The organism is Actinomyces succiniciruminis (genome assembly GCF_900002405.1).
Taxonomy (GTDB): Bacteria; Actinomycetota; Actinomycetes; order Actinomycetales; family Actinomycetaceae; genus Actinomyces; species Actinomyces succiniciruminis.
Map to the genome: position 1 here is coordinate 84,743 of NZ_LK995470.1, position 14,363 is coordinate 99,105.

Sequence of the window (14,363 nt, forward strand, 5' to 3'; positions counted from 1 at the left end):
CAAGAAGGGGCATCGCATCGCTCATCACGCGACCTCCTCGTCGGAGGAGCGGTGCGTGGCCGGGTCCTCATCACCCGACAGGTGCCTGGCGGCGTCGTCCAGTGACCAGCACGAGTCACACGCGGCCTCGTGCTCCAGGAGGGCCTCGACCGGGACGTCCGCGAGCGCCGCACCTACACGCTCGACTGTCGTGGCACCCTCGAACTCCGCTCGGGCGGGCTCGGGCTCGACGACGACGGAACTATCTCCATCGGCCGAGACACGAGCCAGCATGTCCGCCGGTTCGACACCCAGAGCCTGGCTCAGCGAGGTGAACTCATCCACGGAGATGGCTCGCTTGCCCGTGATCTTTCGGTACACGTTCGATGCCTCAAGTCCAGCTTTGGCGGCGAGAGCGCGGAAGGTGAGGTGCTGACGCTGCATCTCCTCGCGCAGTCCCGCAGCAGCTGCTTCGTTCCACGTCGTTTGCATATGGCAACAGTAGGGTCGACCGCTCCGTGTAGTCAAATAACAACAGTCCGAGGTTTGTTGCTATATGGCATACTTGACGCATGCCCGCTAGGAGTCGTGAAGTTGGAGAGCTTGGGAGCGCTGTCGCTCGGATCTTGGCCGATGCGCGCGATCGGTCTGGTCTCAGTCTTCGGGAGGCTGAAGAGGTCTCCGGAGTCGGGTTTACGCAGATTCAGAAGATGCTGAAAGGAGCCAAGGTCATCACGCTTGACGAGCTTGGCAGCATCTGCGACGCGCTTGACCTCGACCCGGTGGAGGTGCTGCGTGAGGCGCAGAAGATGGTCCGCGAGCGCGAGCGTGCCGAGGTCGTGCAGTTGGGGGAGCGGCGTGCCGATTGGTCGGAGGGGCTGCCGCCGCTGGAGGAGCTTGCAGCCCAGGTCGAGCCCGGCGCTGACGAGGAGCTGGCGGAGACGACTGGCTGGCGTGCAGATCTCGGCGAGGAGTCCCAGGACATCCCCTATGGGGAGGACGAGTCGCTCTGAGTTGGCGGCGAGCGCACCGCGACCCTGCTTGTAAGTGGGGCGCTACAAGTACGGTCGATATTCGTGTCTGAGGTCAGGGTTAGCATCCCCGCTCATGAGACCAACGATGGATGCTTTGCTCGACGATGCTGCCGAGCAGGGCATCCTCGTGCAAAGGGCGACTTGCATGCCGGCCGGGTTGCGGGGCGCCTACCACCTGGATACGCGAACCATTGTTCTGCGGGCCGGCATGCCTGACCGCCTCGCCGTCCCAACGCTCATGCACGAGCTCGCGCACGCCTTCCGCGGGGACGACGGCCACCAGGACGGCGCGGTTGAGGCGCACATCAACCGTGCCGTCGCTTGCAGACTCATCACCCCGGATGCCTACCGCCGCGCTGAGGCCTCGGTGGGTCCGCATCTGGGAGCTCTGGCCGTCGAGCTAGACGTCGCGCGCTGGGTGGTTATCGCATACCAGAGCACCCTGCGTACGACAAAAGTGGCGCCGCCCGTCTCCCACAGGGAGTGAGGCGGCGCCACGGTCGATTAAGGGGGAGTGGTCAGAGGCGGGAGAGCAGCTCGGCCTTCTTCGCGGTGAACTCCTCCTCGGTCAGTACGCCGGCGTCTCGCAGGCTCGCCAGCTGCTGGATCTGGGCCATCACGTCCTCGCCGCCGGCGGCGGACGGGGCGGCGGGCTCCGGGGCTACGCCATAGCCGGCGGCGGGTGCCTGCGTTGGCGCCTGGCCGTACGAGGGGGCCGTGTCCACCGGTGCGAGTGGGACATCGCCGCGCTGGATCGCCATTACCGTCTCGATCACCTTGTCCGCCAGGCCGTGGCCGACGCGCATCACCAGGTCACCGCCGGAGGTGGTGAACACAACCTCCGTGTTCAGCCCCTTGCCGCGGCGCTTGCCCACATGGCTGACGGAGGAGATCGGGATGACCTCGCCGTCCTCGCTGCGGCGGATGCCCGTGGCGAGCAGCGATGCGCCCATGGTCATGACGCCGAGGGCGGCTTTCGAGCCGGCGCCGAGCCAGCCCTTACGCGACCACACGATGCGGTCGGGGTAGATGGCGACGTCGGCGTTCTTGCCGGCGATGTGCGACTTGAACTGCATGAGCGGTTCCACGGGTGCCTCCTGGGGCATGGGGGGGGAGCGGACACGGGCAGGTTACCCGAGACCACGCCATGCAACCAGGTGCTCAGCAGGGGTCAACCGAGGAGGATGGGGCGAGGCGCGCCGAGCAACGCGGGCCTACTCCTGCTTCTCGTTGCTGGGGAACAGGCTCCGCGTGATGACAGCGACGATACCGAGCGTCTCAACGGTTAGACCAGAGATCATCGCAATCGCGACCGAGTCCGACAGATGAGTGTCGAAGAACAACATGATGAAGACCAGGGCGATCGAAGTAACCACGCATGAGCCGGCAACTCTGATCCCGAAGCGGAACAGGATCGGACGAAGCTTATTGAACTGGCGGTCCCGAACGTCTTTCGGCGATTCGGTCTTGGGGACGTCCTTCTTGGCGAGGCGCCCGGTCCCAGCAGTCACCTCTATATTGATCTCGTCGATGGTCTTATGGCCGTACCGGTCAAGAAGCTCCTGGACCTTCTGGAGCTGACGAGCAGTAACCTCGGGGGAGTCGTCCGGGTTGGTCATGCAGCGATGTCTCCGGTCTTGCGGAGACGGTCGATGCGCTTGGCTGCCGCAGCCTTCGACACTGCGAAGCGGTCGGCAAGGTATCCCAGAGAGGGATTGGCCATCCAGGCGGCAACGAAAGCATCTTTCGGCATGAGGAGCTCGCCGGCGAACTCATCCGCGTAGAACTCGTGCAGGTCGTAGTGGTCCGTGCTGCGTAGGTCGGAGAAGGAGAAGTCGTCGTCGTCGGCGAGGGTGGCACGCTCGACGTAGTGGCCTATCTCGTGGGCCAGGGTGAAGCGCTGACGCTCGTAGGACTCACGCGATTGCAGAAGCACCTCAGGAGCCTTGCCTGCGTCCTTCGAGATGAACCCGGAGTACTGAGCTTTGAGGGGCTCAACGGAGACCTTCACGCCGAGGGCGCGAGCGAGCTCGAACGGGTCTACCTCGTTGCCCTCTTTGCCAGCAATAGCCTTCTGATATACGCGCGCTGCATTCCGCGCAGACTCCCACACCAACACCATGACCACCTCGCTCTCACGTCCCACGTCGGCATGCGGGGGGGTGCCCCTTCCTCAAGGCTAGCGCCCCATGGCGTCCCACAGTAGGGTCTATGGCTTGTATTTCATCACTGGGACGCAGAAGGTCATTGGGTGAGCGCCCCGGCGACGGCGTCGAGCGCCTGTGCCTGCACTCCCAGGCTGGGGTGTTGATAGCGGGCCGTCGTCAAAGCCTGCGTCTGTCCCAGGATCTCCTGCGCGGTCCGCAGCGGCACCCCCGCCTCCAGCAGCAGCGTCGCACACGTGTGACGGGCCGAGTGGAGAGACATCTCCGGCAGTCCCTCCTCCGCGAGCGCAGCCTTCCAGGCGCCGTAGTCGCGCCGCGGGTCCACCGGGAGGCCAGGCGCGGTCTCGAAGACGAACCGGGTCGGCCGAGCCACCTGGATGTGCTCCGTGAGCGCGTCCGCGAGCACGGAGGGCAGAGCAACGCGGCGATGGGAACCGACGGTCTTCGGGCGCAGGAGCCAGAGGCCGCCGTGGGCCTGCTCGGCCTCTAGGCCGTCGGGGATCGGGGCGGTGCGGTCGGGACAGTCGCTGCCGCGCTTCCGCCCGCACGGCCAGCCGCCGCCGTCGGTAGGGCCGCAGCCGTGCGCCCAGGTGACCCTGCGCAGCTCCCACGCGAGGTCCACCCATGGCGTGCTGCCGTCGCCGTCGGCGAGGTGGAGGTGGTCGAGGGTCATGCCCAGGGCCTCGCCCTGGCGGACGCCGAGCATGAGGGAGACCATCCAGCGTGCCCGGTCCGTGGTGCGGTGGGCGAGGAATACTCGGGCTTCGTCAGCGGTCATGGCCCGGGGCGCCCGGATCGGGGCGGGCGGCGCCTTGACCAGGCGGGCGATATTACGAGGGGCGATCTCCTCACGCTCGGCCACCGCGAGCGCCGCCCGCAACACCCTGTGGACTTTCGCGGCGGTGCTAGTGGAGGCGCCGGCGGCAGCGATGCGGGCGTGGAGGGTGCGGACGTCGGCGGCGGTGAGCTGGTCGACGCGGCGGGAGCCGATAGCCGGGTTGATGTGCACACGGATGACCGACCTGTAGTCGGCGGTGGTGGCCGGCTTACGACGGGGCGCAACGTCCTGCTCGATCCACCGGTCCAGCCACTCCGCGAGGGTCAGCCCCCGGCCGGTGGAGATGTCACCTGTGCGAGCCAGCTCCAGCTGGGCGGCGCGCATCTTGCGGACAGCCTCGGCCTTGGACTTGGCGCGCACATACTTGCGTCGCCGCTTGCCCGTGACCGGGTCCGGCGGCAGCGGGATCACCGCCGCCCACAATCCGGACGCCTCCTTGTAGATGGACCCCTCGCCCTTGCCCCTACCCGCCATGCCAGCCCTCCGTCGGTGCAGCCCCAGGTGCAGCCATACCATAGCCGAAATAGACGATATAGAGGGCTCTAGCGTCGGCGGGGGAGTGACGGTTTCCCGCGCGATGTGAACCTTTCGTTGGTGCCCCCGCCCGGACTCGAACCGGGAACCTGCGGATTAGAAGGCCGATGCTCTATCCATTGAGCTACGGAGGCTTGCGCTCAGATTACGTCACCGCGGGCACATGTTCCCAGTTCGAGGCCGCCGGTGGCGCCGCCCCCGCTCGGCCGGCGCCATACCCGCCCGCCCCGACGGCACCGCCCTCGCCCGGCCGGTGCGCGCAACCCCGCCGACCGCTCAGCCCGCCCAAACCCCACAGTGGCGGGTCGATACGGGCTTCGCCCCGGCTTCCGCCTAAGGTTGGACCATGGCTTCATCTGCTTCCCCGCTGTCCGCCGGAGAAGACGTCCCCGTCTCTGCGCTCAGCCGCGCACAGCTCATCGACGTCCTCACCGACACCGTGGGGGACCTTTCCAGCCTCGACCTGAGCCTGAACACCGACGGCGCCGAGGACGCCCGCCGCCTGCGCGCCGGCCTCATCGCCCAGATCCGCGACCACGTACTGCCACGTCTCGCCGACGCCGACATCCCGGCGATCGTCGTGGTCGGCGGCTCCACCGGCGCCGGCAAGTCCACCCTGGTCAACTCCGTGCTCGGCCAGGAGGTCTCCGACGCCGGCGTACTGCGCCCCACCACGCGCACCCCGGTTCTGGTGGTCAACCCCGAGGACCGCGAATCACTCGCCGACCACCCGATCGCCCAGGTCTGCGTCACCGTCGCCTCCGCCGCGGTCCCCGCCGGCCTGGCCCTCGTGGACGCCTCCGACCTGGACTCCGTGCAGGAGACCAACCGCGCCCTCGCCGCCCGGCTGCTCGACGCCGCCGACCTGTGGCTGTTCGTCACCACCGCCGCCCGCTACGGCGATCAAACCCCCTGGGCCTCCCTGGAGGAGGCGGCCGCCCGGGAAACGCCCATCGGCATCGTCCTGAACCGCGTTCCCGCGAAGGTGCTGGCCGAGGTCCGCCGCGACCTGATCGAGCGGCTGGACGCCCTCGGCCTGGCCGAATCCCCCTTCTTCGTTGTCCCCGACGCCGGCCCCCACGAGGGCATGCTGCCGGACGCCTCCGTCGGCGAGCTGCGCGACTGGCTGCAACTGCTGGCCGGCCGCCACCGCGCTGCCGGGCTCGTGCGCCGCACCGGCCGCGGCGTATGGACCGGCCTGCGTGCCGATCTGCTCACCCTCGCCGACGGCGTCGACGCCCAGGACGACGCCGCCGCCCGCCTGGAACAGGCCTCACAGCACCTCCTGGAAGCGCCCAGCGCGGACCTGCGCGTCGACGTCGAGCGCGGCACCTGCGCGCAGGGCGCCCCCACCACCCGCTGGATCACCCTCGCCTCCTCCGGCGGACCACTGGCCCCGCTCGCACAGGGCGGCAAACTCCGCTCCGGCTGGTTCGGCCGCACCGGCAAGGCGCGCGCCGCCGCCCTGTCCGCGCTCGCCGACGACGTCCGCGAGTCCGTCGCCTCCCGCCTGGAGGCGGCCCTCGTAACCGTTCGCGACGACGCCGCCCGCACCTGGCAGGAGGCCGGCGCCTCCGACCGCGCCGGCGAGTTGCTTCCCACCGATGCCGACGCGACCGCCGTCGTCGACGCCTGGGCCGCAGACCAGACCGCCCGCATCGCCACCCCGCCCAAGGGCCTGACCCCGCAGGGAGCCGGCGACCTGCTGATCTCCGCCGCCGCCGGCATTGACGGCGTCCGCGCCGCTGCCAACCGCCTGGGCCTCGGGCAGGCCGTGACCGACGCCAAGACCTCCCTGGCGCAGACCCTGACCGACGTGCTCGCCGCCGCCGTCCCTGCCGGCGCCGCCCGCGCGCTGGCCCCCGATCCTGCCCTGGCCGCCGCGCTGCGCCTGCGCGCCGGCGAACTCGCACCGTTCACTCGTCCCGGAGCCACCGCATGACCGCAAACCCGACCACCGCCCCCGCCGGGGAAACCGTGCTCGACGCCGCCCACCTCCAGGCCCGCCTGGACGGCCTGCGCGCCGCCCTGGACAACTGCCCTACGGAGATACCCGCCTCGCTGTCCCTGCCCGCCCGGGATCAACTGGACGAGGTCGCCGAACGCCTGGCACTCGGCGTGGATCACACGGTGGTGGCCCTGTTCGGCGGCACCGGCTCCGGCAAGTCCTCCCTGTTCAACGCCCTGACCAGCCTGCAGTTCGCCGACGTCGGCGCCCGCCGCCCCACCACCGCTCACGCCACCGCATGCACCTGGGGCGACGACGCCGCGGCCCTGCTCGACTTCCTGGAGGTGGCCGACGAGCGCCGCATCCGCCGCGAGTCGCTGCTGGACGCCACCGACCAGGACGCCTTCGCCGGCCTGGTGCTGCTGGACGTGCCCGACTACGACTCCGTCAACACCGAGCACGCCCTCCAGGTGGACCGGCTGGTGCCTCTCGCGGACCTGCTGGTGTGGGTGGTGGACCCGCAGAAGTACGCCGACGCCGCCCTGCATGAGGGCTACCTGCGGGGGCTGGGTGCCCGTCAACAGGACATGCTCGTACTCGTCAACCAGGTGGACACCCTGCCCGCCGGCGGCGTAGACACGCTGCTCGCGGACGTGCGCAGCCTGCTTGCGGCCGACGGCCTGCACGACGTGCAGGTACTGCCGGTCTCCGCGGTGCGCGGGGACAACCTCGGGGCGGTACGTGAGCTGTTCCTGGAGCGGGTCTCCCGCGAGTCCAACGCCGCCCGCACCGCCTCGGCACGGCTTGACGCCATCGCCATGCGCCTGCGTCCCGCGGCCGCCGCGCGGCCCGTGACCACCCGCCCCGAACTGGCCGATGCCGCCGTCACCGCGCTCGTGCACGCGTGCGGCGCCCAGGCGGTGGAGGACTCGGTGCGCACCGGCCTGGCCCGCACGTTCCCGCGCGCCATGGCCCGGCCCGCCCCGCCCGCCCGGGACGCCGTCGCCTCCATTCAGACCACGTGGCTGCGGCGCACCACCGAGGGCCTGCCCGGCGCCTGGCTGCACAGCGTAGAGAACGCCGTCGCCACCCCCGAGGCCCTTGCCGCCCGCACCGCCGAGGCGGTCGGCAGCGTGCAGCTGCCCCGCCACCGCACGCCGCTGATCGAACTGGCCTGGTGGGGCGGCACGCTGGCCGCCTTGGTCGCGGCGGTGTGGACGGTTGTCGTGCTGATGCGGGGCGGCGCCGTCGGCGCCGGCCTGATCGCGCCGGTGACGTTGCTGATCATCGGCCTGGTCGTGGCGATGGCGGCACTGTCCGCACGGCACTCGCGGGCCCGCCGTGAGGCCGATGAGTATGCCCGTACCGTGCGCGCCAGGCTGGTGTCGGTGGTGGAACGCGACCTCACTCGCCCCGCCGACGGCGTGCTGGCGCGCCACCGTGCGCTCCGCGAGGCCCTCCGGGTTCCGGGTCGATAGCGGTCCGCCGGTGGTCACCGGCGTCCACAGGTACGGCTCGTGCAGGGGGTGCCGCCCCCGCATTCACAGGCCGGTGGCGGCGCGGGGTGCGGCCGCGGGACCGTTGAGGCAGCCGGCACGGTGCCGGCTTCCAACGCAAGGAGCACCCATGAGCCGTCAACTCGATCTCGTCATCCAAGGCGTCCTCGGCACCAACCCCGCCGTCACCCGCACCGCCGGCGGGCGCCCCTACTGCTACTTCCGCCTGGCCACCTCCCCGTCCTTCCGCACCGCCGACGGCTGGCAGGACGGCGACACCATCTGGTTCACCGCCAAGTCCTGGGGTCCACTGGCCGAGAACCTGGGGCGCTCGCTGCACAAGGGCGATCCGGTGGTGCTGGTGGGCCGCTTCTCCCAGGAGAACTGGTCCAAGGGAACCGAGCAGTTCACCACCAACGTGCTGACCGTCTCCTGCGGCGGACACGATTTGACCCGCGGCGAGTCGCGCTTCATGCGGATCGTCCACAGCGCGAATACCGCCGAGGCCGGCGACGCCGGTACGGGCGAGGAGTCGGCCGCCACCACCTCCGCCGGCTCGGCCGATACCGCCGGCTCCACCGCCGCGGCGGGGATGACGGACGCCGCCGCACCGGCCGCCTCCGCACCGGCCGCTGCCACCTCCGCCGGCTCGGCCGTCACCGGTGCCGTCGCCGGCCCGGACGAGGTAATCCGCCCCACCGGCCAGAACCCGCCGCCGGTCGGCCCATCCCAGTCGTTTTCCGCCGCCGGCTCCACCAGCGGCCCCGCCGCCGACGCGTCCTCCTTCGACTACACGCTCGCCGACGAGGACGGGTGACCGGCCGCCGCGGCGGCGCCGGCTCAGGCCTCGGGCGCCGCGGCGGGCTCCGCGACGGCAACAAGGTCGGCCGGGTGGGCGACGTCGAACACCTCGATCAGTACTCGCGTCGACAACTCGGCCGCCGCCGCGGCGTCCACCACGTGCAGCACCATCGCATCGTCCTGTCGCTTCCAACCCAGCGAGTCCAGGGCCGCCAGGGCATCCTCCCCGAGCCGGGCCCGGCCGTCGGCGTCGAGTAGCGGCGCCGTCAGCACCACCGCGTCCGGGCGGGTCCGCACCGTCAAGACCGGTGGCAGCGGGGAGGGGGACAGGCGACGCCGTCGCCCCAGCAGCCGGCGCAGGCCGCCTTCGGGACGCGCGTAGGCGGCCGTCGCGGCGGTGACAATCGGCGCGGCGGCGGTGAGCCGCACTCCGATCGCGCCGTCGTCGGGCCCGGTCTGTTGCAGCAGGTGGGTCAGAGACGGGATGAAGCGGTTCCAGGAGCCGACGTCGAGCCCCGGCTCACCGGCCGGGGTGGGGGAGTCGTCGTCGGAATGCGTTGCTGACATGCTCGGAACGTTAGAACGCCAACGCGGGCCTCACCACACCCGCAGTCGGTGTGTCCTGGCGTGTCACGGCCGGGATTCCAAGCCTCACTGGTTACCGTGGCTTGCAGCCCCGGCGTGCCTGCGTCGGCCACGAGCAGGAAGCAACTACCCCATGATCCGATTCGACAACGTCTCCAAGGTGTACAAGCGCGGAGCCCGGCCCGCGCTCGACGACGTCTCCATAGAGATCGAGCGCGAGGAGTTCGTGTTCCTGGTGGGCGCGTCCGGTTCCGGCAAGTCCACCTTCCTGCGGTTGACCCTGCGCGAGGAGCGCCCCACCTCCGGGTCGATCCATGTGCTCGGCCGCGACCTGTCACAGATCTCCAGCTGGAAGGTGCCCAAACTGCGCCAGGAGATGGGCTTCGTCTTCCAGGACTTCCGGCTGCTGGAGAACAAGAGCGTGTTCGAGAACGTCGCCATCGCCTCCCAGGTGATCGGCAAGCCCCGCCACTACATCCTCACGGCCGTGCCCGAGGCGCTCGAGCTGGTGGGGCTGTCCGGCAAGGAGAAGCGCCTGCCGCACGAGCTGTCCGGCGGTGAGCAGCAGCGCGTGGCCATCGCCCGCGCCATGGTCAACCGTCCCAAGCTGCTGATGGCCGATGAGCCCACCGGCAACCTGGACCCGTCCACCTCGGTGGGCATCATGCGCCTGCTGGACCGCATCAACCGGCAGGGCACCACCGTGGTCATGGCCACCCACGACGACGAGATCGTCGACCAGATGCGCAAGCGCGTCATCGAGCTGAAGGCCGGCGAGGTCGTGCGCGACCAGGCGCGCGGCGTGTACGGCTCGGACCGTTGAGGCCCGCGTGCAGCGTGTGATGCAAGGGCTACGAATCTCGCGAAAGAGGCATTGAGGTAACCGCATGCGATTCCGTTTCATCATCTCCGAGACCTTCAAGGGGCTCACCCGCAACCTGGTCATGACCGTCTCGGTGATCCTGGTGTCCTTCGTGTCACTGCTGTTCGTCGGTGCCTCGGTGCTGCTGCAGAACCAGATCTCGGTGATGAAGGGCGACTGGTACGACAAGGTCGAGGTCAGCGTCTACATGTGCCCGACGTCGTCCACCGCGGCCGCCTGCGCCGACGGCGAGGCCACCCAGGAGCAGATCGACGCCGTCGAGGACCTGATCAACTCCGACACACTCGCCCCCTACATCGACACCTACTCCGTGGAGTCCAAGGCCGAGGCCTACGAGCGGTTCATGGACGCCTACGGCGACTCGCGCATCGGCCGCAACGCCACCGAGGACATGATGCCGGTGTCCTTCCGCATCAAGCTGGTCGAGCCGGAGAAGTACCAGGTGGTGGCCGAGCAGTTCACCGGCCGTGCCGGCGTCGAACGCGTCATCGACCAGGCGGAGACCCTCGAGCCACTGTTCGTGGTGATGAACCGGGTCTCCTGGATCACCGGGGGACTGGCCGCCATCCTGGCGCTGACGGCGGTGCTGCTGATCTCCACCACTATCCGGCTGTCCGCCATGAGCCGTTCCAAGGAGACCGGCATCATGCGGCTGGTCGGTGCCTCGAACCTGTTCATCCAACTGCCCTTCATGCTTGAGGGCGCCATTGCCGCCCTGATCGGCGCGATCGGATCCGTGGCCGCGCTGTGGGCGCTGGTGCGCTACGTGGTGGTGGACTGGCTGTCCACCTCCCTAACCTTCACCGCCTTCATCGGCACCGGCGACGTGCTGCGGTTGGCCCCCTGGCTGCTGCTGGCCGCGATCGTCCTCGCGCTGGTGTCCTCCGCCTTCTCACTGTCTAGGTACACGAGGGTCTGATTCCCATGCTCCCAGTCCGCGCTGCAAACCGCCCGCGTCCCAGCCGCCGCACTAGGCGGCGGGCCCGGCGTGCCGCCGTCGGCGCCGCCGCCCTGATGCTGGTCGCCGCCCCGCTTTCCAACGGGGCGCTGGCAGACGAGCGTCAAGACGCCGTCGACGATCAGGCCGCCGCCCAGCGGAAGCAGGCCGAGCTGGCCGCCTCCCTGGAGGGCGTGTCCGCCGAGCTCGGCCAGGCATACATCGACCTGCAGAACGCGGAGACCGCCCTTTCCACGGCCCAGAGCGAGCTCGACGACGCCGAGACCGTCCTGGCGCAGAAGGAACGCGAGCAGCAGACCGCCGCCGACCGCCTCGCCGTGGCCGAGTCCGAGCTGGCCACGCTGCAGGAGGAGTCGGCGCAGACGCAGACCACCGTGGATGAGAACACCACCTCCGTGGCCGACCTGGTGGTGGCGACCTACCAGGGTGACAGCGCCATCACCTCCTGGACCTACGTGCTGTCCTCCGACTCGGTCGACCAGCTCAGCGACCGCGCCTCCACCATGGAGATCGCCACCGGCGTGCAGGAGTCCGTCCTGTCCTCCGCCGAGGAGGAGCGTGCCCAGGCCGCCAACCGCGAGGCCCGTCAGGATGCCACCACCGAGCGCGTGACCACGCTCAAGGCGGAGGCCGACGCCGCCAAGCAGGCCGCCCAGACCGCCAAGGACACCGCCCAGACCAAGCGCGACGAGGTCGCCACCCTCAAGAGCGAGAAGGAGACCGCCGCCTCGGACCTGGAGGACAAGAAGGCCGACCTGGAGGAGCAGCAGGCGCAGGCCGAGGCCGACGAGGCCGCCGCCGCCGCCGAGATTCAGCGCATCGACGCGGAGAACCGGGCCGCGGCCGCCAAGTCCGGGCAGAGCGTGGCCAGTTCCGGCAGCACCGACACCTCATCCCTGGGCAGTGGGAAGATCGGGCACCCGATCGCCGGAGCCCTGGTGGTCACCTCGTCCTACGGCTGGCGCTATCACCCCGTGCTCCACTACTCGAAACTGCACGCCGGCGTCGACCTCATGGCCTGGACGGGCACGCCCCAGTATGCGGCCGTGTCCGGCACCGTCACCAGCACCGCCGACTACGGCGGCACGGCGTGCGGGAAGAGCGTGACCATCAATGGCGGCATCATCGACGGGCAGTCGGTGCAGGTGCGTTACTGCCACCTGTCGGTGCAGCAGGTGTACGTCGGGCAGGCGGTCTCCAAGGGGCAGCAGATCGGCCTGACCGGGGCCACCGGTGGGGTCACCGGACCGCACTGCCACTTCGAGGTCTACCTCAACGGGGCGACCGTCGATCCCATGACCCTGCCCGGGTTCTGACGCCCGGGGCGGCCCCGGCGCCGGGGAGCAGGCGAGGCCCTCGCCGACGGCAGGCCTTGGCGACCGCCGCCGGCGGCAGTAGGATGCGGCGCCGTGGCTTGACGGCCCGGGACGAGGGAAGGAGACGCCGGTGGCCAAGAAGACCGAGGGGACGAGGAAACTCACTCCGGCGGAGCGCGCTAAGGCGGCCGCCGACGCGCACAAGACCATCGCCCGCAACCGCAAGGCGACTCACGACTACTTCATTGAGGACCGCTACGAGGCCGGGCTCGCCCTGACCGGCACCGAGGTGAAGGCGCTGCGCATGGGCCGGGCCTCCCTGACCGAGGCGTGGATCGAGATCGACCGCAACGGCGAGGCCTGGCTGCAGGGCGCCCACATCCCCGAGTACCTGCAGGGCACCTGGAACAACCACTCCCCGCGCCGCAAGCGCAAGCTGCTGCTGCACCGGGCCGAGTTGGACAAGCTCGCGCAGCGGGTGCAGGCCAAGGGCTACACGATCGTGCCCCTGGAGCTGTACTTCACCGGCGGGCGCGTCAAGCTGGAGATCGCGTTGGCCCGCGGTAAGCAGGACTGGGACAAGCGCCAGGCCCTGCGGGAGGCGCAGGACAAGCGGGATGCGGCGCGCGCCATGGCCGCCGCCAATCGGCGCCGCGGCTGACGCGGGCATCCCGGGAACTCCTCCGGCGGGCGTGACGGCGTCTGCCGGTCAGAGGGGGCGTCGGGCGCCGTCGTCGGGCTGCCGACCGGTTCCCGACCGGTTCCCGACGAGCGGGACGGTGGCGAGCGGGTCGGCTCGCCTTACCAGCGGTCGTGCACGTGGGCGCGGATGCGCCGGTCGTACAGGTCCGCCAGGGCCGCGTGCAACTGCTCGCTGAGCGGTTCCAGCGCGGCGGCCGCGGCGTTGGCGCGGGCCTGCTCGGCGTTGCGCGCGCCGGGGATCACCGTGGTTACGCCCGGCTGGTCCAGGATCCAGCGCAGCGCCACCTGGGCGGGGGAGGCGCCCGCCGGGCCGAGTTCGCGGCACAGGGCGGTGAACTCCTGGGCGGCCTTGACACCGACGTCGAAGGGCACGCCGGAGAAGGTCTCGCCGATGTCGAAGGCGGAGCCGTCGCGGTTGTAGTTGCGGTGGTCGGAGGCGGGGAAGGTGGTGTCCGCGGTGTAGCGGCCGGACAGCAGCCCGGAGGCCAGCGGCACGCGGGCGATGATCGCGGTGCTCGTGGCCTGCGCTGTGGGCAGCACCTGCTCCAGCGGCTTGCGGCGGAAGACGTTGAGGATGATCTGCACGCTGGCGCACCCGGGGCGCCGCATGGCATCCAGGGCCTGGGCGCAGGTCTCCACGCTGACCCCGTAGGCGCGGATGCGGCCGTCCGCCACCATCTCCTCCAACCAGTCCCAGGTGCGCTCGGCGGAGATGACCTCACTGGGCGGGCAGTGCAGCTGCACCAGGTCGATGGTGTCCACGCCCAGGTTCCGCCGGGAACGGTCGTTCCAGGCCAGGAAGGCGTCGCGCGTGTAGTTCTCGGGGAGCTGCTCCACGCGTCGGCCCATCTTGGTGGCGATGGTGAGTCCGGCGTCGGGGTGGGCGGTGGCGAAGGCGCCGACGAACCGTTCGGAGCGGCCGTCGCCGTAGACGTCGGCGGTGTCGATGAAGGTGACGCCGGCGTCGAGCGCCGCCTGCAGGGTGGCGGTGGCGTCATCGGCGGTGACCTCGCCCCAGTCGGTGCCGAGCTGCCAGGTGCCGACGCCGACGGCGGAGATATTGCGATCGAGGGCGGGGAGCGGGCGGGTCTCCATGACGGGCCTCCTACGAGTTTGTGCCGGTG

Annotated in this window: 16 protein-coding genes and 1 tRNA gene; 9 read left to right on the top strand and 8 right to left on the bottom strand. The window is 70.3% G+C overall.

All coding sequences use genetic code 11. The features are described from left to right. Positions 1-24: 24 nt before the first annotated feature. The gene (locus tag BN1056_RS02005; protein WP_210578626.1) at positions 25-471 is read right to left on the bottom strand and encodes a helix-turn-helix domain-containing protein; all 447 of its coding nucleotides are present in this window, start codon (positions 469-471) and stop codon (positions 25-27) included. An 80-nt stretch (positions 472-551) separates the two neighbouring features. On the opposite strand from BN1056_RS02005, the gene BN1056_RS02010 reads away from it, so the two are divergent. Together BN1056_RS02010 and BN1056_RS02015 are read left to right on the top strand one after the other, a co-directional pair. Further along, entirely contained in the window at positions 552-992 is a 441-nt protein-coding gene (locus tag BN1056_RS02010; protein WP_210578628.1) for a helix-turn-helix domain-containing protein, read from the top strand. Positions 993-1,086: 94 nt separating this feature from the next. After that, positions 1,087-1,500, top strand: a complete 414-nt coding sequence (locus BN1056_RS02015) for a DUF6782 family putative metallopeptidase (RefSeq protein ID WP_210578630.1) — start codon at positions 1,087-1,089, stop codon at positions 1,498-1,500. A 31-nt stretch (positions 1,501-1,531) separates the two neighbouring features. Here the strand turns inward: BN1056_RS02015 and BN1056_RS02020 are convergent, their stop codons facing one another. The 5 genes from BN1056_RS02020 to BN1056_RS02040 form a co-directional block, all read right to left on the bottom strand. Beyond that, entirely contained in the window at positions 1,532-2,101 is a 570-nt protein-coding gene (locus BN1056_RS02020) for an SHOCT domain-containing protein (protein ID WP_210578633.1), read from the bottom strand. 126 nt (positions 2,102-2,227) lie between these two features. Next, positions 2,228-2,632: a hypothetical protein gene (locus BN1056_RS02025; protein WP_210578634.1), complete on the bottom strand. Its 405-nt coding sequence runs from the start codon at positions 2,630-2,632 to the stop codon at positions 2,228-2,230. Next, positions 2,629-3,159, bottom strand: coding sequence for an ImmA/IrrE family metallo-endopeptidase (locus tag BN1056_RS02030; protein ID WP_210578636.1), 531 nt, complete (start codon positions 3,157-3,159; stop codon positions 2,629-2,631). Before BN1056_RS02030 ends, BN1056_RS02025 begins: the two co-directional genes overlap by 4 nt. A 98-nt stretch (positions 3,160-3,257) precedes the next feature. Then, positions 3,258-4,490 (bottom strand): tyrosine-type recombinase/integrase, encoded by a 1,233-nt coding sequence (locus BN1056_RS02035; RefSeq protein ID WP_210578637.1) that lies wholly within the window; start codon positions 4,488-4,490, stop codon positions 3,258-3,260. A 118-nt stretch (positions 4,491-4,608) separates the two neighbouring features. Beyond that, a tRNA-Arg gene (locus BN1056_RS02040) sits at positions 4,609-4,684 on the bottom strand. 212 nt (positions 4,685-4,896) lie between these two features. Here BN1056_RS02040 and BN1056_RS02045 point away from each other — a divergent pair. The 3 genes from BN1056_RS02045 (at position 4,897) to BN1056_RS14920 (ending at position 8,811) form a co-directional block, all read left to right on the top strand. Then, positions 4,897-6,492, top strand: a complete 1,596-nt coding sequence (locus BN1056_RS02045; RefSeq protein ID WP_210578639.1) for a GTPase — start codon at positions 4,897-4,899, stop codon at positions 6,490-6,492. Then, the gene (locus BN1056_RS02050; RefSeq protein WP_210578640.1) at positions 6,489-7,976 is read left to right on the top strand and encodes a GTPase; all 1,488 of its coding nucleotides are present in this window, start codon (positions 6,489-6,491) and stop codon (positions 7,974-7,976) included. Before BN1056_RS02045 ends, BN1056_RS02050 begins: the two co-directional genes overlap by 4 nt. A 148-nt stretch (positions 7,977-8,124) precedes the next feature. Continuing rightward, complete coding sequence (locus tag BN1056_RS14920) at positions 8,125-8,811, top strand: single-stranded DNA-binding protein (RefSeq protein ID WP_210578641.1); 687 nt, start codon at positions 8,125-8,127, stop codon at positions 8,809-8,811. A gap of 23 nt (positions 8,812-8,834) precedes the next feature. Here the strand turns inward: BN1056_RS14920 and BN1056_RS02060 are convergent, their stop codons facing one another. Then, positions 8,835-9,362: a TY-Chap domain-containing protein gene (locus BN1056_RS02060; protein ID WP_210578642.1), complete on the bottom strand. Its 528-nt coding sequence runs from the start codon at positions 9,360-9,362 to the stop codon at positions 8,835-8,837. A 151-nt stretch (positions 9,363-9,513) separates the two neighbouring features. On the opposite strand from BN1056_RS02060, the gene ftsE reads away from it, so the two are divergent. The 4 genes from ftsE (at position 9,514) to smpB (ending at position 13,198) form a co-directional block, all read left to right on the top strand. Continuing rightward, positions 9,514-10,203: a cell division ATP-binding protein FtsE gene (ftsE, locus tag BN1056_RS02065; protein WP_073330837.1), complete on the top strand. Its 690-nt coding sequence runs from the start codon at positions 9,514-9,516 to the stop codon at positions 10,201-10,203. A 64-nt stretch (positions 10,204-10,267) separates the two neighbouring features. After that, the gene (gene ftsX, locus BN1056_RS02070; RefSeq protein ID WP_210578643.1) at positions 10,268-11,182 is read left to right on the top strand and encodes a permease-like cell division protein FtsX; all 915 of its coding nucleotides are present in this window, start codon (positions 10,268-10,270) and stop codon (positions 11,180-11,182) included. A 5-nt stretch (positions 11,183-11,187) separates the two neighbouring features. After that, positions 11,188-12,537, top strand: a complete 1,350-nt coding sequence (locus BN1056_RS14925; protein WP_210578645.1) for a M23 family metallopeptidase — start codon at positions 11,188-11,190, stop codon at positions 12,535-12,537. Positions 12,538-12,667: 130 nt separating this feature from the next. Continuing rightward, positions 12,668-13,198 (top strand): SsrA-binding protein SmpB, encoded by a 531-nt coding sequence (gene smpB / locus BN1056_RS02080; protein ID WP_073330831.1) that lies wholly within the window; start codon positions 12,668-12,670, stop codon positions 13,196-13,198. Positions 13,199-13,338: 140 nt separating this feature from the next. Here smpB and BN1056_RS02085 read toward each other — a convergent pair whose 3' ends face one another. Next, positions 13,339-14,334, bottom strand: a complete 996-nt coding sequence (locus tag BN1056_RS02085) for an aldo/keto reductase (protein ID WP_210578649.1) — start codon at positions 14,332-14,334, stop codon at positions 13,339-13,341. Positions 14,335-14,363 lie beyond the last annotated feature (29 nt).

Bases quoted from the DNA above. Each gene is read 5' to 3' on its own strand.
- BN1056_RS02085 (WP_210578649.1), bottom strand. From the start codon at position 14,334: ATGGAGACCCGCCCGCTCCCCGCCCTCGATCGCAATATCTCCGCCGTC.
- BN1056_RS02060 (WP_210578642.1), bottom strand. From the start codon at position 9,362: ATGTCAGCAACGCATTCCGACGACGACTCCCCCACCCCGGCCGGTGAG.
- BN1056_RS02035 (WP_210578637.1), bottom strand. From the start codon at position 4,490: ATGGCGGGTAGGGGCAAGGGCGAGGGGTCCATCTACAAGGAGGCGTCC.
- BN1056_RS02025 (WP_210578634.1), bottom strand. From the start codon at position 2,632: ATGACCAACCCGGACGACTCCCCCGAGGTTACTGCTCGTCAGCTCCAG.
- BN1056_RS02045 (WP_210578639.1), top strand. From the start codon at position 4,897: ATGGCTTCATCTGCTTCCCCGCTGTCCGCCGGAGAAGACGTCCCCGTC.
- BN1056_RS02010 (WP_210578628.1), top strand. From the start codon at position 552: ATGCCCGCTAGGAGTCGTGAAGTTGGAGAGCTTGGGAGCGCTGTCGCT.
- BN1056_RS02015 (WP_210578630.1), top strand. From the start codon at position 1,087: ATGAGACCAACGATGGATGCTTTGCTCGACGATGCTGCCGAGCAGGGC.
- ftsX (WP_210578643.1), top strand. From the start codon at position 10,268: ATGCGATTCCGTTTCATCATCTCCGAGACCTTCAAGGGGCTCACCCGC.
- ftsE (WP_073330837.1), top strand. From the start codon at position 9,514: ATGATCCGATTCGACAACGTCTCCAAGGTGTACAAGCGCGGAGCCCGG.
- BN1056_RS02005 (WP_210578626.1), bottom strand. From the start codon at position 471: ATGCAAACGACGTGGAACGAAGCAGCTGCTGCGGGACTGCGCGAGGAG.
- BN1056_RS14920 (WP_210578641.1), top strand. From the start codon at position 8,125: ATGAGCCGTCAACTCGATCTCGTCATCCAAGGCGTCCTCGGCACCAAC.
- BN1056_RS14925 (WP_210578645.1), top strand. From the start codon at position 11,188: ATGCTCCCAGTCCGCGCTGCAAACCGCCCGCGTCCCAGCCGCCGCACT.
- BN1056_RS02050 (WP_210578640.1), top strand. From the start codon at position 6,489: ATGACCGCAAACCCGACCACCGCCCCCGCCGGGGAAACCGTGCTCGAC.